The sequence below is a fragment of the Saccharothrix sp. CCNWYY140 genome, from assembly GCF_037401995.1.
GTDB lineage: Bacteria > Actinomycetota > Actinomycetes > Mycobacteriales > Pseudonocardiaceae > Actinosynnema.
Map to the genome: position 1 here is coordinate 1 of NZ_JBBEGC010000067.1, position 20,879 is coordinate 20,879.

General features: G+C 72.8%; 21 protein-coding genes and 1 pseudogene. 12 read left to right on the plus strand and 10 right to left on the minus strand.

Annotated features, from left to right (window positions below; all coding sequences use genetic code 11):
• Window positions 1–185: 185 nt before the first annotated feature.
• Window positions 186–1,049: a dihydropteroate synthase gene (gene folP, locus WBN91_RS25470; protein ID WP_443217802.1), complete on the plus strand. Its 864-nt coding sequence runs from the start codon at window positions 186–188 to the stop codon at window positions 1,047–1,049.
• 17 nt (window positions 1,050–1,066) lie between these two features.
• On the opposite strand, the gene WBN91_RS25475 is transcribed toward folP, so the two are convergent.
• The 4 genes from WBN91_RS25475 to WBN91_RS25490 are packed head-to-tail and all read right to left on the minus strand — an operon-like array spanning window position 1,067 to window position 5,991.
• Window positions 1,067–2,494 carry an amino acid ABC transporter ATP-binding/permease protein gene (locus WBN91_RS25475; protein ID WP_337725215.1) on the minus strand — a complete coding sequence of 476 codons (1,428 nt, stop codon included), beginning with the start codon at window positions 2,492–2,494 and terminating at the stop codon, window positions 1,067–1,069.
• Complete coding sequence (cydD, locus tag WBN91_RS25480; RefSeq protein WP_337725214.1) at window positions 2,491–3,984, minus strand: thiol reductant ABC exporter subunit CydD; 1,494 nt, start codon at window positions 3,982–3,984, stop codon at window positions 2,491–2,493. The genes WBN91_RS25475 and cydD overlap by 4 nt, the downstream gene beginning before the upstream one ends.
• Window positions 3,971–4,816: a cytochrome d ubiquinol oxidase subunit II gene (locus WBN91_RS25485; RefSeq protein WP_337725212.1), complete on the minus strand. Its 846-nt coding sequence runs from the start codon at window positions 4,814–4,816 to the stop codon at window positions 3,971–3,973. The genes cydD and WBN91_RS25485 overlap by 14 nt, the downstream gene beginning before the upstream one ends.
• A gap of 11 nt (window positions 4,817–4,827) precedes the next feature.
• Window positions 4,828–5,991: a cytochrome ubiquinol oxidase subunit I gene (locus tag WBN91_RS25490; protein ID WP_337725211.1), complete on the minus strand. Its 1,164-nt coding sequence runs from the start codon at window positions 5,989–5,991 to the stop codon at window positions 4,828–4,830.
• 89 nt (window positions 5,992–6,080) lie between these two features.
• Here WBN91_RS25490 and WBN91_RS25495 point away from each other — a divergent pair, with 89 nt between their 5' ends.
• The 6 genes and pseudogenes from WBN91_RS25495 to WBN91_RS25520 all read left to right on the plus strand — a co-directional run bounded on the left by WBN91_RS25495 (window position 6,081) and on the right by WBN91_RS25520 (window position 9,200).
• Window positions 6,081–6,419 carry a PadR family transcriptional regulator gene (locus WBN91_RS25495; RefSeq protein ID WP_337725210.1) on the plus strand — a complete coding sequence of 113 codons (339 nt, stop codon included), beginning with the start codon at window positions 6,081–6,083 and terminating at the stop codon, window positions 6,417–6,419.
• Complete coding sequence (locus tag WBN91_RS25500) at window positions 6,401–7,087, plus strand: permease prefix domain 1-containing protein (protein WP_337725209.1); 687 nt, start codon at window positions 6,401–6,403, stop codon at window positions 7,085–7,087. Before WBN91_RS25495 ends, WBN91_RS25500 begins: the two co-directional genes overlap by 19 nt.
• Before the next feature lies 1 nt (window position 7,088).
• Window positions 7,089–7,748, plus strand: a complete 660-nt coding sequence (locus WBN91_RS25505) for a permease prefix domain 1-containing protein (protein WP_337725208.1) — start codon at window positions 7,089–7,091, stop codon at window positions 7,746–7,748.
• Window positions 7,749–7,832: 84 nt separating this feature from the next.
• Window positions 7,833–8,150, plus strand: a pseudogene (locus tag WBN91_RS25510) (DivIVA domain-containing protein); the annotation flags it as partial.
• A gap of 88 nt (window positions 8,151–8,238) precedes the next feature.
• Window positions 8,239–8,646 carry an SRPBCC family protein gene (locus WBN91_RS25515; protein WP_337725207.1) on the plus strand — a complete coding sequence of 136 codons (408 nt, stop codon included), beginning with the start codon at window positions 8,239–8,241 and terminating at the stop codon, window positions 8,644–8,646.
• Window positions 8,646–9,200, plus strand: coding sequence for a DNA-3-methyladenine glycosylase I (locus WBN91_RS25520; protein ID WP_337725206.1), 555 nt, complete (start codon window positions 8,646–8,648; stop codon window positions 9,198–9,200). The genes WBN91_RS25515 and WBN91_RS25520 overlap by 1 nt, the downstream gene beginning before the upstream one ends.
• A gap of 22 nt (window positions 9,201–9,222) precedes the next feature.
• Here the strand turns inward: WBN91_RS25520 and WBN91_RS25525 are convergent, their stop codons facing one another.
• Both WBN91_RS25525 and WBN91_RS25530 read right to left on the minus strand, forming a co-directional pair.
• Entirely contained in the window at window positions 9,223–10,002 is a 780-nt protein-coding gene (locus tag WBN91_RS25525; protein WP_443217800.1) for an enoyl-CoA hydratase-related protein, read from the minus strand.
• Window positions 10,003–10,020: 18 nt separating this feature from the next.
• A complete protein-coding gene (locus tag WBN91_RS25530) occupies window positions 10,021–10,794 on the minus strand; it encodes a PaaX family transcriptional regulator (protein ID WP_337725204.1) in 774 nt (257 codons plus the stop codon).
• Window positions 10,795–11,056: 262 nt separating this feature from the next.
• Between WBN91_RS25530 and WBN91_RS25535 the strand changes: the two genes are divergently transcribed.
• The gene (locus tag WBN91_RS25535) at window positions 11,057–11,224 is read left to right on the plus strand and encodes a DUF3117 domain-containing protein (RefSeq protein ID WP_012783412.1); all 168 of its coding nucleotides are present in this window, start codon (window positions 11,057–11,059) and stop codon (window positions 11,222–11,224) included.
• Window positions 11,225–11,288: 64 nt separating this feature from the next.
• Entirely contained in the window at window positions 11,289–12,737 is a 1,449-nt protein-coding gene (locus WBN91_RS25540; protein ID WP_337725203.1) for a leucyl aminopeptidase family protein, read from the plus strand.
• A 158-nt stretch (window positions 12,738–12,895) separates the two neighbouring features.
• Here WBN91_RS25540 and WBN91_RS25545 read toward each other — a convergent pair whose 3' ends face one another.
• Entirely contained in the window at window positions 12,896–13,270 is a 375-nt protein-coding gene (locus WBN91_RS25545; RefSeq protein ID WP_337725202.1) for a hypothetical protein, read from the minus strand.
• A 147-nt stretch (window positions 13,271–13,417) separates the two neighbouring features.
• On the minus strand, window positions 13,418–14,284 hold the full coding sequence (locus WBN91_RS25550) for a LysR family transcriptional regulator (protein ID WP_337725219.1): 867 nt from the start codon (window positions 14,282–14,284) through the stop codon (window positions 13,418–13,420).
• A gap of 56 nt (window positions 14,285–14,340) precedes the next feature.
• On the opposite strand from WBN91_RS25550, the gene WBN91_RS25555 reads away from it, so the two are divergent.
• Window positions 14,341–15,702, plus strand: coding sequence for an MFS transporter (locus WBN91_RS25555; RefSeq protein WP_337725201.1), 1,362 nt, complete (start codon window positions 14,341–14,343; stop codon window positions 15,700–15,702).
• Between the two features lie 1,305 nt (window positions 15,703–17,007).
• Here WBN91_RS25555 and glgA read toward each other — a convergent pair.
• On the minus strand, window positions 17,008–18,174 hold the full coding sequence (gene glgA, locus WBN91_RS25560; RefSeq protein WP_337725200.1) for a glycogen synthase: 1,167 nt from the start codon (window positions 18,172–18,174) through the stop codon (window positions 17,008–17,010).
• A gap of 103 nt (window positions 18,175–18,277) precedes the next feature.
• On the opposite strand from glgA, the gene glgC reads away from it, so the two are divergent.
• Window positions 18,278–19,492, plus strand: coding sequence for a glucose-1-phosphate adenylyltransferase (gene glgC, locus WBN91_RS25565; RefSeq protein WP_337725199.1), 1,215 nt, complete (start codon window positions 18,278–18,280; stop codon window positions 19,490–19,492).
• Here the strand turns inward: glgC and WBN91_RS25570 are convergent.
• A complete protein-coding gene (locus WBN91_RS25570; protein ID WP_337725198.1) occupies window positions 19,479–19,850 on the minus strand; it encodes a cupin domain-containing protein in 372 nt (123 codons plus the stop codon). The genes glgC and WBN91_RS25570 overlap by 14 nt on opposite strands.
• A 52-nt stretch (window positions 19,851–19,902) precedes the next feature.
• Between WBN91_RS25570 and WBN91_RS25575 the strand changes: the two genes are divergently transcribed.
• Window positions 19,903–20,877: a helix-turn-helix domain-containing protein gene (locus WBN91_RS25575; RefSeq protein ID WP_337725197.1), complete on the plus strand. Its 975-nt coding sequence runs from the start codon at window positions 19,903–19,905 to the stop codon at window positions 20,875–20,877.
• The last annotated feature ends 2 nt before the right edge of the window (window positions 20,878–20,879 follow it).

Here is a 20,879-nt window from a genome sequence, read left to right on the forward strand (position 1 = left end):
GCAAAAACGGACCAAGCGTGGTTGGGCTTCGCCCAGGCCGGACGGGGAAAGAAACCGAGGCCCTTCCCGTGGGCGCTGCCGCTTGGCTTGCGCCTTCGGCGGAAAAGCACCCCGCCCTGCGGGCGGAAAAGCGGACGGTGGGTGGTGCAGTGGGGTGGTTTGGGGTGGGTGGCACGATGGTTCTCATGCTTCGTTTCGGGTCGAAGGACGTGCCCCAGGATCGCGCCCTGGTGATGGCGATCGTCAACCGCACGCGCGACTCCTTCTACGACCAAGGGGCCACCTTCTCCGACGATGCCGCGATGGCCGCCGTCGATCGGGCTGTCGCCGACGGAGCCGACATCGTGGACATCGGTGGGGTGAAGGCCGGGTCCAAGGGGGAGCATGTCGGTACTGCCGAGGAGATCCGCCGTGTAGTTCCCTTCGTGGCGGCTGTTCGGGAGCGGCACCCCCACCTCGTCATCAGTGTCGACACCTGGCGGCATGAGGTGGGGCGGGCGGTGTGTGAGGTGGGGGCTGATCTCATCAATGACACTTGGGCTGGGGCTGACCCCCTCTTGGCCGAGGTGGCGGCTGAGTTCGGGGTCGGGATCGTGTGTTCGCACACCGGAGGGCTTCCGCCGCGTACGGACCCGCATCGGGTTCGGTATGAGGACGTCGTTGCTGCTGTTGTCGACGAACTTATGGCGCGGGCTGAGCGGATGGTGTCGGTGGGGGTGCCACGTCAGGGGGTGCTGATCGACCCAACGCACGACTTCGGCAAGAACACCTGGCACGGGCTGGAGTTGTTGCGTCGGTTGGACGAGCTGGTCGGCACCGGGTGGCCGGTGTTGATGGCGTTGTCCAACAAGGACTTCGTCGGGGAGACCCTCGGGGCCGACCTCGCCGACCGGGTGGACGGGACGCTTGCCGCCACCTCCGTCGCCGCCTGGCTCGGCGCGAAGGTGTTCCGGGCGCACCAGGTGAAGCAGACCCGGCACGTGGTGGAGATGGTGGCCGGGATCGCGGGCACGCGTCCGCCGGCGAAGGTGTTGCGGGCGTTGGCCTGATCGGCCTGGCACTGTCCCTAGTGGACTGTTGGCATGACCGACCGGTCGCCGATGTGCTCCGAGATCCAGCGGTCTCGGTAGTAGCCGGGGACGGACGCCAACTCGTCGTGTGTGCCGCGTTGGGTGACCTGGCCGTCCTCGACCACGACGACATGGTCGAAGTCCTGGAGTGGCGCGAGTCGGTGGGTCACCAGGACGACCGTGCCCCTGGCCGCGTCGAGCACCCGGCTCAGCACCTCGTCCCCGTGCCGGATCGCCAAGCCCTCGACGGGCTCGTCCAGCAGCAGGATGTCCGGATCGGCCAGCAGGGCACGGGCCAGGAACAGGCGTTGCCGCTGGCCTCCGGACAGCTTCGCCTCGGCGTCCCAGTCCACGTCGAGGTCGGCGATCGCCGCCACGCGGTCGAGTTCGGCCTGGGTGGCACCGGGCTTGGCGAACAGGACGTTCTCGCGCACGGTCCGTTCGAAGACGTGAGCGTCGTCCAGCACGCCCTTGGCACCGTGCTTCTCCGCGATCACCCGCAGCAACGTGCTCTTGCCCGCGCCACTGGGCCCCACGACCCCGATCCGCCGATACCCCGTGACATCCACGAGCGGCTCGCGGTCGAAGCTCTTCCCCTGTGCGCCAAGCACTTCCCGCACCCGCGCGACCGAACCACGCACCTCGGCCCACTTCTGCGCCGCACCCGTCAGCGGCACCATCACCTCCAGCACCGCGACCGACCCGAGCACGACGTGCGCCGGCGACGCCTGGACCAGCAACACGACCGCGACCCCGAACTGGACCACCACTGCCACCCCGGCCAGCACTGCCGCCGGAAACGCCCCGCGCCGCTCCCTCACAGCCAACTCGTCCACCACGGCGTCGGTCCGTGCCAGCTCACCCTCCAACGCCCCGAACGCCCGCAACTCCGCCGCGCCCTCCCGCAGCGTCACGGTCCGCTCCGCCAAGACGGCCCGCAGCGGTGCCAACGCCCTCAGGTGCCGGTCCGCCAACACAAAAGCCACCAGCGGCAGCACCACCCCGACCACGACAACCCCGACAGCCAACGACGGCACCACCACGACCGCCGTCACGCCGACCAACCCGGCCACACACGCCGGCAGCAGGCACCGCAGCACCGCGTCCTGCACCGCGTCCACATCGGACACCAGTCGAGTCAGCGCGTCCCCGTCACGCAAAGGCCGCCGCACCAACGATTCGTACACCCGCCCGCGAACCTCGACCATCGCCCGCAAGACAGCTCCATGCCCGGCCAGCCGCTCGGCGTACCGGAGCCCGCCCCGGGCCAGGGCCAGCGTCCGCACCGCGACGATCGCCACGGTCAAAGCGGACATCGGCGGCTGCTCGGCCGCCCGCATCACGAGCCACACGGCCGTCGTCATCAGCCCGATGCCGGCCAACTCGGCCGCCACCCCGACCAGGACCGCCACCACCAGCCTCATCGCAGCTCCACCACCCGGTCCACCGCGTCCAGCAGCGCCGGCCGGTGCGCCACGACCAGGGCCGTGCGCCCGCGCGACCAGTCCCGGGCGACCCGCAGCACGGTGTCCTCGGTCCGGCCGTCCAACCGCGAGGTGGGCTCGTCGAGCAGGAGCACCCGCGCCGAATCCCGCACCATCGCGCGCGCCAGTGCCACCCGTTGCCGCTCCCCGGCCGACAGCGTGTGCCGCGCCTCCACCAGATCCCCCAACCCGACCGCCTGAGCAGCCGATAGCACGTCCACGTCGGTCCCGAGAGCGATGTTCTCCCCGACCGTCCCCGGGAACAGCGTCGGCCGCTGCGGCACCCACGCCAGCTGCGCCAGCCACTCCCCCCGGTCCAGTTCCCGCAGGTCCACGCCGTCCACCAGGACCCGCCCGGCGCACGGCTCGACCTCGCCCAGCAGCACCGCGAGCAGGCTGCTCTTGCCCACCCCGCTCGGCCCCACCAGGGCGACCCGCTCCCCGGCCGCCAGCCGCAGCGACACCCGGTCCAGCGCCAGCTCGTCCCGACCCGGGTAGCGCACCGACACCGCCTCGCACTCGATCGCCGCGACCCGCAGGTCCGGCACCCGCCGCCCGGCGACCATCGCCGGAGGCCGGGCCGCAAACGCTTGCTCCAGCACGGCGAGCCCCTCGGCGCCGGCGTGGAACTGCGCGCCGGCCGCCCGCAGCGGCAAGTACGCCTCGGGCGCGAGCAGCAGCACGAGCAGTGCCACGTGCAGGGTCACCCCGCCGTGCAGCAGCCGCAGGCCCACGGGCACCGCCACCAGCGCCACCGACAGCGTCGCCACCAGCTCCAGGACCAGCGCGGACAGGAACGCCACCCGCAGGGTCCGCATGGTGGCCGACGCGTGCGCACCGGCCATCGCCCGCACGGTCCCGGCCTGCGCGGCGGCGCGGCCGAACAGCCGCAGCGTTCCCAGCCCGCGCACGACGTCGAGGAAGTGCCCGCCGACCTCGGCCAGGCCCTCCCACTGCCGCCGCGTCCGCTCCCGCGTGTGCATCCCGACCAGCGCGGCGAACACCGGCACCAGCGGCAGCGTGACGGCGATGGTCAGCGCGGCCGTCCAGTCCGCGAACGACAGCCGCGCCAGCACCGCCACCGGCACCGTCACGGACACCACGAGCTGCGGCAGGTACCCGGCCAGGTAGGGCTCGATGGCGTCCAACCCCTTGACCACGAGCGTGGTGACGGCCCCGGTGGAGCCCGAGCCGTCCCGCAGCACCCGCTTGCGCAGCGCGGCCTTCACCGACGCCGCTTCCCGTTGTGCGACAACACGTCCGAGCCACACGAACGCGCCACGCGCGGCCACGACCCCGACCAGGACGAACAACCCGCCGCCACCACTCAACACCGTGGCCAGGGCTTCGGCCTGCACGAGCACCAGGCCCGCCGTCACGACCCCCAGCAGGGCCAGCGTGACGACGTACCGCCGGTCAGCGTGCCGCACGGGACAGTCTCCACGTCGCCCACTGGAACACCAGCACCAACGGCAGCACGACCGCCGCCACCCAACCCAACGCCTGCAACGTCGGCGCGTGCGACATCACCTCGGGCGTCACCACGTCCCGCGCCCCGAACACAGCGAGCGCCGGCGCCGCGCACACCACCCCCGTGCCCAGGAACGCGAGCCGGAAAGCCCGTGCCCGCAAGGCGGACCAAGCCCCGGCCAACGCGAGCAGGGCCACCGCCGCGCCGACCAGGCCGACCGCCGGGGCCTCCACCGGACCGCGCAGGAACACCGCCGCCACCACGAACACCGCCACCGGCGCGAACAGCACCCGGGCCACCACCAGCGCCCGCGCCGGATCCTCCAGCCGCCAAGCCAGGAACACCGCGCCGTGCAACAAGAACAGCGACACCAGCCCGAACGCCCACAGCACCGGCGGACCGCCCAGCACGTCAGCCAGCAGCACGCCCCAGCCCACCGCGACCACCAGCGCGCCGCCCACCACGAACACGTCCCAGAACGGCCCGATCCGCAGCTGCACGGCGGCGGTGAACAGCACCAGGCCCACCAGCACGGTCACGAACCCGACCCGGTGCTCGGACAGCAGTTCCCCCTCCAGCCGGGGGAACGCGCCGAACAGCACGCCGACCGCCGCGACCAGCCACACCTCGTTGCCCAGGAAGAACGGCGTCATCGCGCGCAGCACCCGCGTCCGCTCGGGCTCGTCGCGCCCCAGGAACCGGTACAGCAGCCCGACGCCGTAGTCGAAGCCCGCCAGCGCGAAGTACCCCGCCGTCAGCACCCCGAGCAGGACCACCCACACACCTTCCACGACACACCCCTCTACAGAGCCGGGACCAGCGGGGACACCGGGACGCGCGCCTCGACCGGGCCGCGCCCGGCCAGCCGGGCGATGAGCACCCAGTCGGCGACGGCGAGGACGGCGAACACGGCGGTGAAGGCGACGAACGAGAACAACATCCCGTCCCGGGTGGCCCCCGACATCGCGTCCTCGGTGCGCAGCAGCCCGTAGACCAGCCACGGCTGCCGGCCCAGTTCGCGGTAGAGCCAGCCGCCGATGGCCGCGATGAACGGCAACGGGATGCCGATGACCATCAGGTACAGCGGGAAGCGCATCTTCACGACCCAGTCGCGGAACAGCAGCGGCACGGTGATCCAGCTCGCCAGCAGCAGCAGGAACCCGATCTGGATCATGAACCCGAGCCCCGCGCCACCCGCCGCGCCCGCCGCCTCGGTCTTGTCGGGCTGGAACTCGCCGAGGATCGGGAACTGCGCGAAGCCGACGCCGACCACCATCGGCGCGGCGAGGGCCGTGGTGACCACGCCGAGCCGCAGGGAGCGCCGGAAGAACTCGACCTCGGCCGTGCGCCGGATGAAGTGGAACGCGCTGACCCCGGTCACGAACACCCCGCCCACGGTCAGCGCCGCGAAAACGACATGCGTGACGGCCGTGCCGAACAAGGGGTTGCTCAGCAGCGCCGAGAAGTCGACCAGCCGCAGCACCCCGTCCTGCTCCTGGTGGCCCACCGGGTGCTGGAGGAACGCGTTCGCGGTCATGATCCACAGCGCGGAGGCGTAGGCGGTGAGGGTGACCAGCCAGATCAGGGCCAGGTGCACCCACTTGTTCAGCCGGTCCCACCCGAAGATCCACAGGCCCAGGAAGGTCGACTCCAGGAAGAACGCCACCAGTGTCTCGACGGCCAGCGGCGCGCCGAACACGTCGCCCGCGTAGTGCGACAGGCCCGACCAGTTCAGGCCGAACTGGAACTCCATGACGATGCCGGTCGCGATGCCCAGCGCGTAGTTGACGACGTAGAGCCGGCCCCAGAACCGGGTCATCCGCGCGTGCACGGGGTTGGCGGAGAGCGTCGCCCGCGTCTGCGTGACGGCGACCAGCGTGACCAGTCCGAGCGTGAGGAGCACGAACAGGAAGTGGAACGACGTGGTCACGGCGAATTGCAGCCGGGCCAGCCCGAGTGTGTCCATGAGTAGGGACGGTATATGTAGGCAGCCAACATGTGAATCGGGGTTGTCCCCGATGTGTCCCCGGTCCTCGACCCGTAGAGTGCCTACCTATGAAGCCCGACGCGGTGCGCGGCCACCTCGACGCGCTGCTGCTGGCCACGCTCGACGGCAAGCAGCTGCACGGCTACGCGATCATCGAGGCGCTCCAGGTGCGCAGCGGAGGGGTGTTGGACCTGCCCACCGGCACCGTCTACCCGGCGCTGCGGCGGCTGGAGACGGCCGGCCTGGTGAGCAGCGAGTGGAGCACGGTGGGCGGCCGGCAGCGGCGCACCTACCGGCTGACCAAGGCCGGGCAGCGGGCGCTGGCGGCCGAGCGGACGGCGTGGCGCGAGTTCACCGCCGCGATCGAGGGAGTGCTGGGGGGCGGGCCGTGGCCGGCGCAGGCGTGATCGACATCGACGAGTACGTGACGGCGTTGGACCGGCGGTTGCGCGGTCCCGGTCACCTCAAGCGGGACCTGCTCGCCGAGGCCCGCGACAGCCTGGAGGACGCGGCGGCGGCGTACGAGGCCGGCGGCCTCGACCCGGTGCACGCGCGGCGGCGGGCAGTGGCGGACTTCGGGCCGGCGGCGGAGATCGCCCGCGGCTACCAGAGCCTGCTGGCCCTCGCGCACGGCGCGCGGACCCTGCGGACGGTGCTCGTCGTGGTGCCGCTGGTGCACGTGCTGTGGGAGATGAACCGGCGGTTCTGGATGGGCGCGTGGCCGGACGGGGACATCCCGCTGCCCGGCTGGTACCTGCTGGTGGCCCGGTTCAACGACTGGGTCTCGTGGGGCGTGGCCGGCGCGGTGCTGGTCGCCCTGGTGACCGGGCGGGTGCTGGCCCGGCGCGGCGTGGGCACGGGCCGGTTGGCGCGGCTGGCCGGCGGGGTGGCCGTGGCGGCGGTCGCCGCGCCCCTGGTGGGCAGCCTGTCCGTCATCGTGGCCACGGCCAGCGTCGACGTGTCGCGGCTGCTGGAGCTGTCGCCGCCGGTGAGCCTGGCGACCGTGGCCATGTACGCGGTGATGGCCGGGCTGGGCGTCCAGGCACGCCGGTGCCTTGTCTTCTCGGCGGCCTGACGTGGACGTGATCGACGACTACGTGACCGCGCTCGGCCGACGTCTGCGGGGACCGGGGCGCGCGGACCTGCTCGCCGAGGCGCGCGACGGCCTGGAGGACGCTGCCGAGGCCCACGTCTCGGGCGGTCTGGACCCGGTGGAGGCGCGTCGGCGGGCGGTGGCCGAGTTCGGGCCGCTGCCGGAGATCGCCCGCGACTACCAGAGCCTGCTGGCGCTGGCCCACGGCGCGCGGACCCTGCGCACCCTCCTGCTGCTGCCGCCGCTGGCGCACCTGATGTGGGAGCTGAACCGGGCGTTGTGGTTCGGCCTGTACTTCGGCGAGGACACGCCGGTCCCCGGCTGGTACGTGCTGCTGGCGACCGTCAACGACTCGACCGCGTGGGTCGTCGCGGGGGTGGCGTTGGCGGCGCTGCTGGTGGGGCGGAGGCTCGTGGTGCGCGGGGTCGGGTCGGTGCGGCTGGCGCGGTGGGCGGGCTGGTGCGCGACCGGCGGCGTGACCGCCGTGGTGGCCGGGTACCTGGCGATCCTGGCCGGGACGGCGGTGCTGAGCCCGGGGGTCCTGCTGTTCTCTCCGCCGGTGGTCGTGGGGTCCCTGGTGTCGCTGGTCATGTGCGTGTGGCTGGGCATGTCGGCCCGCCGGTGCCTGGCGCTCGCGGCGTAGCGGCCGGCGGTTCCCGGACGCGGAGGTTCGTGGTTCCCGGGGCGTTCACCGCGAACTGTCGTGGGTGTGTGTCACGATCGTCGGGTGACCAGCGCGCTCATCTACCTCCTCGTCATGGTCCTCGTGGCGGCGGTGGTGTTCCTGCTCGCCTCGCTCCTCTTCGGCCGCGGCGAGGAGTTGGCGCCGCTGCCGCCCGGAGCGTCGCCCACGCGCCTGCCCGCCGAGGACGTCACACCCGACGACATCCGGGGCTTGCAGTTCCAGCAGGTGTTCCGCGGCTACAAGATGACCGAGGTCGACTGGGCCCTGGACCGGCTGGCGGCCGAGGTCGAGCGGTTGCGCGTGCGGGTGGCGGAGCTGGAGACCGCTTCCGGCGAGATCCCCGCTCGGGAGGACTCCGCCCGGGACATCGCCGCTCACGACGCCTCCGCTCACGACGCCTCCGCTCACGACGCCTCCGCTCACGACGCCTCCGTTCGGGAGGCCGAGCGTGACCCGGCTTGAGCTGCGGGTCGGCGTGGACGTCCCGGCCGAGCGGACCTGGGCGGCGGTGACCGACTGGGCCCGGCAGGGGGAGTGGATGCTGCTCACCCGCGTCCGGGTGGTGTCCGGTGACGGCCGGAGCGTCGGGTCGTCGCTGTCGGCCTTCACGGGCGTCGGCCCGATCGGGTTCACCGACACCATGCGGATCACCGCGTGGGAGCCACCCGTCCGCTGCGCCGTCGAGCACACCGGTCGGGTCGTGCGCGGCACCGCGGAGTTCCGGGTGGTGGACCGCGGCGCGTCGAGCGAGTTCGTGTGGTCCGAGGACATCAACCCCGCGCTCGGCCTGGCGTTCCTGCCGGGCGTGCGCTGGTCGCTGCACAGGTTCACGTCGTTCGCCCGGGAGTACCGCTGATGGAGAGATGCCCGTGGGGCGTCAGCACACCCGACTACATCGAGTACCACGACACCGAATGGGGCGTCGAGCTGCACGGTGACGTCGCGCTGTTCGAGCGGATGTGCCTGGAGTCCTTCCAGTCGGGCCTGGCCTGGATCACGATCCTGCGCAAGCGCGAGAACTTCCGGCGGGCGTTCGCGGGCTTCGACCCGGCCGTGGTCGGCGCCTACGGCCAGGACGACTTCGACCGCCTGATGGCGGACGCGGGCATCGTCCGGAACCGGGCGAAGATCAACGCGGCCATCCACAACGCGCGGCTGGTGGCCGAGCTGGACGGCGGCCTGGACGAGCTGCTGTGGTCCTTCGCCCCGGAGGACCACGTGCGCCCGGCCACGATCGCGGACGTGCCCGCGGTGACGGCGGAGTCCAAGGCGATGGCCAAGGAGCTCAAGCGCCGGGGCTTCGTCTTCCTCGGCCCGACCACCTGCTACGCGTTGATGCAGGCCACCGGCATGGTCGACGACCACATCGCGAGCTGCTTCCGGGCCGGCACACCGGCCCCGACGCCCTGACGCCGGGACCGGTGGCCGCAGCTCAGTGGCCCTTGAACTGGGCCGGGCGCTTCTCCACGAACGCGGCGACCGCCTCGCGGTGGTCGGCGGTGGCGCCGGCCTCGGCCTGCGTGCGGGCCTCGACGTCCAGTGCCGCCGCCAGCTCACCCGAGAAGGCCATCGCCTCCTTGATCTTGGCGTAGGCCGTGGTCGGCCCCGCCGCCAGCTTGCGGGCCAGGGCCTGGGCCGTGGACAGGGCCTCGCCGTCCGGCACGACCTGGTTCACCATGCCGATGCGCAGCGCCTCCTCGGCGGGCACCGGCTGCGCCAGCAGCATCATCTCCATCGCCCGACCGTGGCCGATGAGCCTGGGCAGGGTCCAGGACGCGCCCGAGTCCGCCGTCAGGCCGACGTTCGCGAACGCCATCAGGAACTTCGCCGACACCGCCGCGACCCGCAGGTCCGACGCGTACGCCAGGGACGCCCCGGCGCCCGCCGCCATCCCGTTGACCGCCGCGATCACCGGCTTCGGCATCCCCACGATGGCCTTGACCAGCGGGTTGTAGTGCCGCTCGACGGTGTGCAACGGGGCCGGGTCGCCGGCCTCCAGCAGCGCGATGTGCTCCTTGAGGTCCTGGCCCGCGCAGAACGCCTTGCCGGCGCCGGTGATCACCACCGCGCGCACCGACGGGTCCGCGGCGGTCTCCTGGACGGCCGCCAGCAACTGCTCCTTCAACGCCACCGTGAACGAGTTGTACGACTCGGGCCGGTTCAGGGTGAAGGTGCGAACGCCGTCGGCGTCGTCGACGAGGAGTTCGGACACGGGTGGGACCTCCATGCACTAGTCGAGGCTGTCGTCCACGAACTTGCGCACCGCGGGCGCGAGCCGTGCGGTGTGCTGGTCGAAGAACTCGGCCGCCGCGGTGCCCGGCCAGTCCTCCGGCAGCAGTTCGCGGGGCAGTCCGGGGTCGCGGAACAGGAACTTCCGCCACGCGTGCAGGAAGCGCTGGGACGCCGCGAACGCCCCGGCGGGCGACGTACCGTCCACAGCGGACACCACCGGCGCCCACTCGGCGACGAACCGGGCGTAGTCGCGGCCCAGCGTGCCCAGGTCCCACGCCCGCGCCGCCAGCGCGGCCGGCTCGCCCTCGTGCTCGCCGTGGAAGGTGCTCGCCACCACACCCTCGCCGGCCAGCACGTCGGCCAGCTCCGGGGACGGCCGGGGTGCGATCCACGTCACGGGGCCCAACGCCCCGTAGCCGAGCAGTTGCAGCGAGGACGCCAGCCGGTCCCGCGCCTCGCGGGCGGGCAGCTCCTCCAGCACCACGACGTGCCAGCGACCGTCCCACGTGGACGGCCGGGTCCGGTAGATGCGCGCGGCGGCCTCGTCCAGCCGGCGCTCCGCGCGCGGGGTCATGGCGTAGCCGGGCCCCGACGGCAGGCGGACCGGCTCCAGCCAGCCCTGCCGCACGGTGCGGGACACGGCGGTGCGGACGGCGGGCGCGGCGAAGTCCAGCGGTTCGAGCAGCCGGACGAGGGCGGCGATGGTCGCGGCGCCACCCCGCTCCCGCAGGTGGCCGCCGTAGACGTCGAAGAGCGCCGAACGTGCCCGCACGGGTTCCGAGTCTGTCAGGGCGACCCCGCGACACGCCACAGCCGCCGAATTGGTCACAACCAGGTGACGGGAGAAAAAGCGCGGCGGAAATCGTTGTGGCACGGCGATCCTGGCCCTGAACTGGGCGTTGACCAAGATCGTCAACCACTCCCGGCGCCGACGAGAAGATCGGTTCGGTTTCGCCGCCGAGTCCGCATAGGGGAGAATGGGTCGGTATCCGGCCCTGGTCGGACGGGGAAGAAGTTGACGGAGGGAGCACGCGATGGCGGCCATGAAGCCCCGGACCGGCGACGGTCCCCTTGAGGTCACCAAGGAGGGGCGTGGCATCGTGATGCGCGTTCCACTCGAGGGTGGGGGGCGCCTCGTCGTCGAGATGTCGGCGGACGAGGCCAACGCCCTGGGCGACGCCCTCAAGGCAGCCGCTGGCTGACCCCAGCCGGAGCGAGAATCGTCGACGCCCCGGTTCCACAGTGGAACCGGGGCATCGCTACGTCGTGACCCGACCCGAGTACGTGGAGGACCCTGCCGTGCGCCTGCCCCTGCCCACACCCCTTCTCGCCGTCGAGGCGGCCGACACGGTCCGCCGCGGCGTGGGCGCGGTCGTGCTGGCGACACCCGGCGACCCGGTCGTCCTCGGTCCGGGCGGGGCGGACGTCGAGGTGACCGCCGAGGTCACCGGCGGGGCGGGCACGACCACCAAGCAGGACGGGTGCTGGGTGCTGGGCGTCGGCGCGGGCGCCCCGTCCGACTGGCGCACGGCCGGCGCGGGCCTGGTGCGCGCCCTGAACGGCGACGTCGAGCGCGGCGGGGCCACCACGTTCGACGTGCTGCTCACGCCCGACGCCGACGTGCGGTCCTTCGTGCTCGGCCTGGTCCTGGGCGGCTACCGGTTCAAGGTGACCGGGCAGGACGCGCCGAAGCGGATCAAGTCGCTGCGCCTGGTCGGCGCGGACGCCGGGGACGTGCGGGTCGCCGTGGACCTGGCCGCCGCCACCGCCCTGACCCGCGACCTGGCCAACGCCCCGTCCAACGTCAAGGACCCGGCGTGGCTGGCCACGACCGCCGCCAAGCTGGCCGGGGCGGTGCCGGGGCTCGGGGTCGAGGTCCGCGACGAGAAGTGGCTGGCCCGCAGCGGGTTCGGCGGGGTGCTGGCGGTGGGTTCGGGTTCGTCCCGGCCGCCCCGCCTGGTGCACCTGACCTGGGAGGGCGCGTCGACCGGCCCGCACATCGTGCTGGTCGGCAAGGGCATCACGTTCGACACCGGCGGCATCTCCGTCAAGCCCGCCGAGGGCATGCACCTCATGCGCACGGACATGGCCGGCGGCGCGGCCGTCATCGCAGCCATGATCGCCATCGCCCGGCGCAGCCTCCCCGTCCGGGTGACGGGTCTGGTGCCTTCGGCGGAGAACCACGTGTCCGGCACGTCCTACCGCCCTGGTGACGTCGTGCGGCACTTCGGCGGCCTGACCACCGAGGTGACCAACACCGACGCCGAGGGCCGGATGGTGATGGCCGACGCCCTCGCCTACGCGGTGGACGAGCTCGGCGCGGACGTGCTGGTGGACGTCGCCACCCTCACCGGGGCCATGAAGATCAGCCTGGGCGTGCGGACCGGCGGCCTGTTCGCCTCCGACGACGCGGTGGCGGCGGCGGTCGCGGACGCCGGCACGCGGGTCGGCGAGGCCTGGTGGCGGATGCCGCTGCTGGAAGACCTCGCGGAGGACGTGAAGAGCGACATCGCCGACCTGCGCCAGTGCCCGCCCGGTCCGGGCGGCATCACGGCCGCGCTGTTCCTGCGCGAGTTCACCGGCGGGCTGCCGTGGGCGCACCTGGACATCGCCGGCCCGGCGCGGTCGGAGAAGAACTACGACGAGGTGGTGGCGGGCGCGACCGGTTTCGCCGCGCGCACCCTCGTGGAATTCGTGGCGGGCTATGGCCGCTGAGAACAGCCACGGCCGCTGAGCGGAATCGCTGTCCGCTCAGCGGCCGGGCGCTCGGTTCGGACGGGGGCTCGGGTCCGGATCGGGCTCGGTCCGGTTCGGGAGCCCGGTCCGGTTCGGGAGCTCAGTCCGGTTCCGGGAGCTCAGTCCGGTTCGGGGGCTCAGTCCGATTCGGCGAAACTGCCGTGGGAATGGGTGAAGAAGCCCAACGGGCTGATGTGGATGACTTCGCCGTAGTGCTCCGCCGAGGGGCCGTCGTGGTCGCCGTGCTCGCCGTGGTGGTCGCCGTCGTCCGCCCAGGACCACGTGTGGCCCACGAACGTGCCCAGCTCACCGGTGTGGATGTGCTCGTTGTGGTAGAAGGCTTCGCCGTCGTGGGCGCCGGCATCCGTGTCGTCGTAGGTCAGCCCCAACGGGCCCACGCCGAGCGTGTCCCCGAAGTAGCCCGCGGAGTCGGCGGACGCCAGTCCGGCGGCGCCGACGAGCACGGGCAGGGACAACGCGGTGGCCGCGACCAGGCGGACGAGGTTGCGCACGGATTCCTCCTCGGGGTTCGGGCTTTCCCGCTCATCGTGGCCCGGTGCCAGGACCGCCGCATTCGGCTCCACGCCATCGTGTGCCGCATCCCTCGATAGGGAGAAATTCCGCCTTTTTCCCTTCACGCCACGCGTTCGACCACCCGGTCAAGCGTCCCGAACGTGGTCCCGGAACGCCCGCACCGCCGGCGGCAGCGGGACGTCCGCCAACCACACCAGGGCGATCTCGCGGCGGGCGCGCGGGGACAGCGGCAGCTCCACCAGGCCGGTCGGACCCTCGGCGTGCGGCAGCAGCGCGACCCCGAGGCCGGCGGCGACCAGGCCGCGGACGGTCTCCGTCTCCTGCCCCTCGAACGCCAGGCGCGGCACGAACCCGGCCGCCGCGCACAGGTCGTCGGTGATCTGCCGGAGCCCGTAGCCGCGTTCCAGCCCGACGAACTCCTCGTCGGCCAACTCGGCGACCTCGACGGCGTCCCGGCCCGCCAGCCGGTGCCCCGGCGGCAGCACCAGGACCAGCTCCTGCGTGCGGACCACGGCGTGCTCGAAGGTCGAGCCCTCCGGCGGCGGCGCGACCAGCGCCAGGTCCACGACCCCGTCCTCCAGGTGGGACAGCACGACCCGCCGCGAGTCCTGCACCAGCCGGAACCGCACGTGCGGGTGCGCTCCGCGGAACCCGCGCACGAACTCGGGCACCAGCGACCGCCCGAGCAGGTGCAGGAACCCGAGGGCGACCATCCCGCGCGACGGGTCGACCTCCTCCACCGCCGCCCGGTGCCCGGCCTCGAACACCGCGAGCGCCCGGTCCGCCGCCGACGCCAGCAGCCGCCCGGCCCGGGTCAGCCGCACCCGCCGGCCGCTGCGCACCACCAGCGGCGACCCGAGCGACTCGCCCATCGACGCCAGCCACCGGCTGACCGTGGGCTGCGGCACGCCGACCGCCAGCGCCGCGTGCGTCACGTGCTCGTCCTCCGCCAACGCCCGGAGCACGGCCAGTTTCGGGGCCAATTCATCCATCACAGCATCAATTGTGCTGAATCAACGTATTGGACGCATAGTTTAGCGTCGACAACATGCCGACCCGCCTCACCACGGCCACCGTCTCGACCGGCCTGGCGACCTTCGCGCTGCTGTACGCGCCGCAGCCGGTCCTGCCGCAGCTCGCGGCCGAGTTCGGACTCCGACCGGGCACCGCGTCGCTGGCGGTGAGCGCGGCGACCGGGGCGTTGGCGCTGGCCGTGATCCCGTGCGCCGTGCTGGCGGAACGGGTCGGGCGGCGGCGGGTGATCGTGTGGTCGGTACTGCTCGCGGCCGTGATCGGGCTCCTGCTGCCGCTCGCGCCGAGCTACCCGGTGTTCCTCGCGTTGCGCGTGTTGCAAGGCGTGGCGACGGCGGGCGTCCCGGCGGTGGCGATGGCGTTCCTGGCCGACGAGGCCGCCGCGATCGGTGCGGCGATCGGCGCGTTGATCGCGGGGAACAGCGCGGGCGGCATGATCGGGCGGCTGCTCGCCGGCATCGGGACGGACTGGCTGGGCTGGCGCGGTGCCCTGGGCCTGGTCGGCGGTTTCGCACTGGCATGCGCCCTGGTCACGGCCTTTTACCTGCCCGCGGGCAAGCCGTCGGTCCGACGCGAGGCCGGGTTGCGCTCGGCCTTGACCGACCCCGTGCTGGTGGCCCTGTACGCCGTCGCGGTGCTCGTGGTGTCCGCGTTCGTGTCGTTGTTCAACGTGATCGCGTTCCGGCTGGCGTTGCCGCCGAGCCTGGCCTCCCTGGTGTTCCTGGCGTACGCGGCGGGCGGGGTGTGCTCGGCCGTGGCGGGCCGGCTGGCCGACCGGCACGGGCGGGCGGTGATCGCGGTCGCGGCGCTGGCGATCACCGCGGTCGGCACCCTGGCCACCGTGCCCGACAGCCTGGTCGCGGTCGGCGTGGGGCTGGCGGTGTTCACCGGCGGGTTCTTCGCGGTGCACGCCGTGGCCAGTGGCTGGGTCGGCGCACGGGCGCGCGCGAAGGGACCCGCGTCGGGCGCGTACCTGTTCGCCTTCTACGTGGGCAGCAGCGCGGGCGGGACGGCGGGCAGCACGGCCTACCAGCAGTGGGGCTGGTCCGGGCTGGTCGCCCTGGTGATCGGCTGGCTCGCCCTGGCGGCGGTCGCGGTCCTGTTCGCCACCCGCGCCCAGAACTCCGCGACCCCCGGCCAGGATCCCGCCGCCTCCGGCCAGGACTCCCCGACCCCCGGCCGGCACTCCGCGACCCCCGGCCGGCACTCCGCCCCTGATCAGAAGTCGAGAGGCACCACCGCCGGGTCGCCGGGTTCGAGCGCGACCGCGCCCAGGATCGGCAGTTCCACCGTCCCCGCGGTCACCGAGACCGAGACCGAGCGGACGTCCGCCGGGACCTCGACCACCACCGCCACCGGGAAGGTGTCGCCGCCGTAGCGCGCGCCCACCGCCGGCGCCCGGGTCCCGTCCGGCAAGGTCACCACCACCAGGTCCTTGGTCAGCGCCGCCCCCGCGGTCTGCGGCAGGTCCTCGCCCTGGAGGCGCAGTTCCAGCAGGGCCTTGTCCGGCGCGGACGCGGTCGCCAACCCGTACCGCTGGCCGTCCACGTTCACCGGGCGTTGGCGGCCCAGGCGGACCCGCTCGACCCGCACGGCACCCTCGTCACCGCCGACCTTGACCCGGTGGGCGACCGGTGTCGGCTGCTCCGGACCCGCCGGGCGGCGCAGCGCCGCGACGGGATCGCCCAGCACGACCCCCGAAGGCACCTCCACGCGCTGTTCCAACGACTTCGCGCCGACCGTGTTCAGCACCAACGCCTCCTGACCGCCGGCGTCGGGCACGGTGTAGACCACGAACACCGACCCGGTCTCCGGCAGCCGGTCGGTCGGCAGGGCGTGGCGCTTGCCCGGCACCTGGAGGGCGGCCTCCGGCGGCTGCGGCAGCCACCCGCTCCACGGCGCCTGGCGGAACGCCGTGTCCGTCTCCCGCAGCCGCTCCACCGACAGCCGCAGCACCCGCAGCCGCACCCCGTGCTCGGCGCGCAGCTCGCCCCGCTCGGTCGTCCACGACTCCGGGCTCCCGTACCCGGTGATCCGCAGCGCCAGCTGGTCGTCCCGGACCAGGCCCGACGCGGCGTCCAGCGGCCGGCCGTCGTCGGGCTGCACGGCGAGGAAGTCCGGACCCGCGAGACCCGCGCCCTGGTTCGCGTCGGCCTCCCGGCCGTCGGTGCGCACCAGCCTGCCCAGCGGTGTGCTCCGGTTGCCCGGGTCCGGCACCTGCGGCGGCTCGACCTCCAGCCGCACGCCGCCGTCGCTCTGCTCGACCTCCTTCAGCGGCACCGGCACCCAGTCGGTGGACGCGGCCGTGCCGGGCACCTGCACGGGGCCGCACCACAGCCGCCGGTCCACCTCGTCCTGCGCGCCGGTGCGGGCGAACCAGCAGTTCACCGCGTCACCGGCGCGCGCCACGTACCCGAAGCTGAGGGTGTAGCTCAGCTCCGCCTCGGCCTGCATCTGCAACCCCTGCGCGTCCACCACCGGCCTCCCGCCGATGGTGAGCGGCACCGGTTCCGCCGCCGTGCGCTCCGGCGCCGCGCCGCAGCCCGCCAAGAGCAGGCAGACGAGCACAACCCACCGCATGATGACCCCCAGTAGTCGATCCCCTACTGGATAAAGGCCGTTGGAACGCTCAGGGGTTGCGTTTTGTTGCTGTGACTCACATCACATTAGCGGAGGAAGGTGATCACTTAACGCTGTTCGAGAGGGCCGCCTCGTACACCGCCACGGTCTCCTCGGCCACGGTCGCCCACGAGAACTCCCGCACCGCCCGCTCCCGCCCGGCGACGCCGAACGCCCGCGCCCGAGCCGGGTCCGCCAGCAGCGCGTTCACCGCGTCCGCCAGCCCGGTCCGGAACGCGGCCTCGTCGTCGGCCGAGTAGTGCACCAGCAGCCCGGTCCGGTCGTGGTCCACCACCTCGGGGATGCCGCCGACGTCCGACGCCACCACGGCGGTGCCGCACGCCATCGCCTCCAGGTTCACGATCCCCAGCGGCTCGTACACCGACGGGCACACGAACACCGCCGAGTGGCTCAGGATCTGCCGCACGTCCGCCTGCGGCAGCATCTGCTGGATCCACACCACCCCGGGCCGCGCCGCCGCCAGCTCCGCCACCGCGAGCCGGGTCTCCTCGGCGATCTCCGGCGTGTCCGGCGCGCCCGCGCACAGCACGACCTGGGCCTCCGGCGAGATCCGGTGCGCGGCGGCGACCAGGTGCCCCACGCCCTTCTGCCGGGTGATCCGCCCGACGAAGGTGACGATCGGGCGCGCCGGGTCGATCCCGTGCCGCACCAGCGCGTCCGTCTCCTCCACCGGGTGGTACTCGGCGGTGTCGATGCCGTTGCGCACCACGTGCACCCGGGCCGGGTCCAGCGCCGGGTAGCAGTCCAGCACGTCGGCCCGCATCCCGTCGCTCACCGCGATGACCGCGTCCGCCGCCTCGTACGCGGTGCGCTCCACCCACGACGAGATCCGGTACCCGCCCCCGAGCTGCTCGGCCTTCCACGGCCGGCGCGGCTCCAGCGAGTGCGCGGTGACCACGTGCGGGATGCCGTGGAGCAGTTTCGCCAGGTGCCCGGCCATGTTGGCGTACCAGGTGTGGGAGTGCGCCACCTGCACCCCGCCCAGCGCCGCGGCGATCTCCAGGTCCGCCGACAGCACCCCCAGCGCCGCGTTCGCGCCGTCCAGGGACGGCGCCGGGTTGTGGGCGACGGCGTCCGGTCGCGGCCCGCCGAAGGCGTGCACGTCCACGTCCACCAGCTCCCGCAGCCTCGGCACGAGGCAACCGACGTGCACCCCGGCTCCGCCGTAGACCTCCGGCGGGTACTCCCGTGTCAGCAGTCCAATTCGCACGCCGCCCACCGTAACCCCGGGGTGCCGGACGTCCGGGTGAACAGCGCGGGTCTGCGTTACTTCGCCGTGGTGGGCGGGTCGCCGCACGGTTAGGGTCGTTGTCGTGAAAGGGCAACCGCATGTACTAGGAATTGTCCTCGCCGGTGGCGAAGGCAAACGGTTGTGGCCGTTGACCGCCGACCGGGCAAAGCCCGCGGTGCCCTTCGGCGGTAACTACCGGCTCGTCGACTTCGTGCTGTCCAACCTCGTCAACGCCGGGTTCGTCCGGCTCTGCGTGCTGACGCAGTACAAATCCCATTCGCTGGACCGGCACATCTCCACCACGTGGCGGCTGTCCAATGTGCTCGGACAGTACGTCACGCCGGTCCCGGCCCAGCAGCGCCTCGGCCCCCGCTGGTACACCGGCAGCGCCGACGCGATCTTCCAGTCGCTGAACCTGGTCAACGACGAGAAGCCGGACCACGTCGTCATCTTCGGCGCCGACCACGTGTACCGGATGGACCCCGGTCAGATGGTCGACCAGCACATCCAGTCCGGCGCGGGCGTGACGGTGGCGGGCATCCGGGTGCCGCGCGCGGAGGCCAAGGCGTTCGGGTGCATCGACTCCGACGAGTTCGGGCAGATCACCCGGTTCCTGGAGAAACCCGCCGACCCGCCGCACGTGCCGGGCGACCCGGAGGTCACGTTCGCCTCGATGGGCAACTACGTGTTCACCACGGAGGCCCTGCTGGAGGCGCTGCGGGCGGACGCGGCCAACCCGGACTCCGACCACGACATGGGCGGCGACATCATCCCGATGCTGGTCGATCAGGGCCAGGCGCACGTCTACGACTTCTCCGACAACGTCGTGCCCGGAGAGACCGAGCGCGACCGCGGCTACTGGCGGGACGTGGGGACCATCGACGCCTACTACGAGGCGCACATGGACCTGGTGTCGGTGCGGCCGGTGTTCAACCTCTACAACCAGGCCTGGCCGATCCGGACGGCGACCCCGCCGCTGCCGCCGGCGAAGTTCATCGCGGGCGGCAGCGCCGAGGACTCGATGGTCGGACCGGGGTCGATCATCTCCGGCACCATCCACGGGTCCGTGGTCTCGTCGGACGTGGTCGTGGAGAGCGGCTCGGTGGTGCAGGGCAGCGTGCTGCTGCCGGGTGTGCGGATCGGGCGCGGCGCGGTGGTGCGGCGGGCGATCCTGGACAAGAACGTGGTCGTGCCGGACGGGGCGCTGATCGGCGTGGACCACGCGATGGACCGGCAGCGCTACACGGTGTCGGCCGGCGGCGTGACCGTGCTGGGGAAGGGCGTCACGGCGTCGTGAGCGCGTGACCGGTGGTCACGTCGACGTGGTCGGGGACCTCCTCGTGGCGGTCCCCGACGCTCAGCGTGCCGGTCGGCTCGATCATGAGGATGTGGGCGCCGTCCGCGGAGGACGGTTTGTGCTCGACGTCCTTCGGGACCACGAACGTGTCGCCCTTGCGCAGGTGGACGGTCCGGTCGCGCAGGGCGATGTCGAGTTCACCGTGCAGGACGAGGAAGAACTCGTCCGTGTCGGCGTGCGCGTGCCAGACGTGCTCGCCCTGCACCTTGGCCACGCGGACGTCGTAGTCGTTGACGGTCGCGAGCACGCGCGGGCTCCACAGGTCGTCGAAGCTCGCCAGGGCCTGGTCGATGTTCATGCGTCCATGCTGGTGGTGGCGGTGTGGACGGGGTGAGTGCTAGGAATCGCACATGTCGCCTGGTTCCTCGCACCGCGTGGTGATGATCGTCGACGACGGGTCCAACCCGTTCGAGATGGGGGTCGCCACCGAGCTGTTCGGGTTGGCGCGGCCGGAGCTGGGCGACCGGCCGTGGTACTCGTTCACGCTGTGCGCCCCAGGGCCGGTGACCATGCACAACGGGTTCTTCACGCTGTCCGGGGTGCCCGGGTTGGAAGCCGTGGAGGACGCGGACACGGTGATCGTGCCCAACCGGCCCGATCCGGAGGCGAGGCCGCCCGAGGCCGTGCTGGACGCCGTCCGGGCCGCTGGGGCGCGGGGCGCGCGGCTGGTCAGCTTCTGCACCGGGGCGTTCACGTTGGGGTACTCCGGGGTGCTGGACGGGCGCACGGCCACCACGCACTGGCGGTGGGCCGACCGGTTCCGGTCCCTGTTCCCGCAGGTCACGGTGGTTCCCGACGTGCTGTACGTGGAGGACGGCGTGTACACGGCGGCGGGGAGCGCGGCGGCGCTGGACCTCGGGCTGCACCTCGTCCGGCTGGACCACGGGGTCGAGGTGGCGAACACTGTGGCCCGGCGGCTGGTGTTCGCGGCGCACCGGGACGGCGGGCAGCGCCAGTTCGTGAAGCGCGCGGTGCCGACGGTGCCGGACACGTCCCTGACACCGCTGCTGGACTGGGCGCGGGAGCGGCTGGACGAGCCGTTGACGGTGTCGGCGCTGGCCGGTCGCGCCGCGGTGAGCCCGGCGACCCTGCACCGGCGGTTCCAGCAGGAGGTGGGCACGACCCCGCTGGCCTGGCTGACGGCGGCACGGGTGGACCTGGCGTGCACGTTGCTGGAGCGCGACGAGGTGCGGCTGGACGTGGTGGCGCGGCGGTCGGGGCTGGGGTCGGTGTCCAACCTGCGGGCGCAGGTCCGGCGGCGGACCGGGCTCAGCCCCTCGGAGTACCGGGCGCGGTTCGGTCGCTCGCACCCCGAGGCGTCGTGACG

Bases quoted from the DNA above. Each gene is read 5' to 3' on its own strand.
- WBN91_RS25550 (WP_337725219.1), bottom strand. From the start codon at position 14,284: ATGGATGAATTGGCCCCGAAACTGGCCGTGCTCCGGGCGTTGGCGGAG.
- WBN91_RS25575 (WP_337725197.1), top strand. From the start codon at position 19,903: ATGTCGCCTGGTTCCTCGCACCGCGTGGTGATGATCGTCGACGACGGG.
- WBN91_RS25520 (WP_337725206.1), top strand. From the start codon at position 8,646: ATGGAGAGATGCCCGTGGGGCGTCAGCACACCCGACTACATCGAGTAC.
- folP (WP_443217802.1), top strand. From the start codon at position 186: ATGCTTCGTTTCGGGTCGAAGGACGTGCCCCAGGATCGCGCCCTGGTG.
- WBN91_RS25495 (WP_337725210.1), top strand. From the start codon at position 6,081: ATGAAGCCCGACGCGGTGCGCGGCCACCTCGACGCGCTGCTGCTGGCC.
- WBN91_RS25570 (WP_337725198.1), bottom strand. From the start codon at position 19,850: ATGAACATCGACCAGGCCCTGGCGAGCTTCGACGACCTGTGGAGCCCG.
- WBN91_RS25555 (WP_337725201.1), top strand. From the start codon at position 14,341: ATGCCGACCCGCCTCACCACGGCCACCGTCTCGACCGGCCTGGCGACC.
- WBN91_RS25535 (WP_012783412.1), top strand. From the start codon at position 11,057: ATGGCGGCCATGAAGCCCCGGACCGGCGACGGTCCCCTTGAGGTCACC.
- WBN91_RS25475 (WP_337725215.1), bottom strand. From the start codon at position 2,494: ATGAGGCTGGTGGTGGCGGTCCTGGTCGGGGTGGCGGCCGAGTTGGCC.
- WBN91_RS25490 (WP_337725211.1), bottom strand. From the start codon at position 5,991: ATGGACACACTCGGGCTGGCCCGGCTGCAATTCGCCGTGACCACGTCG.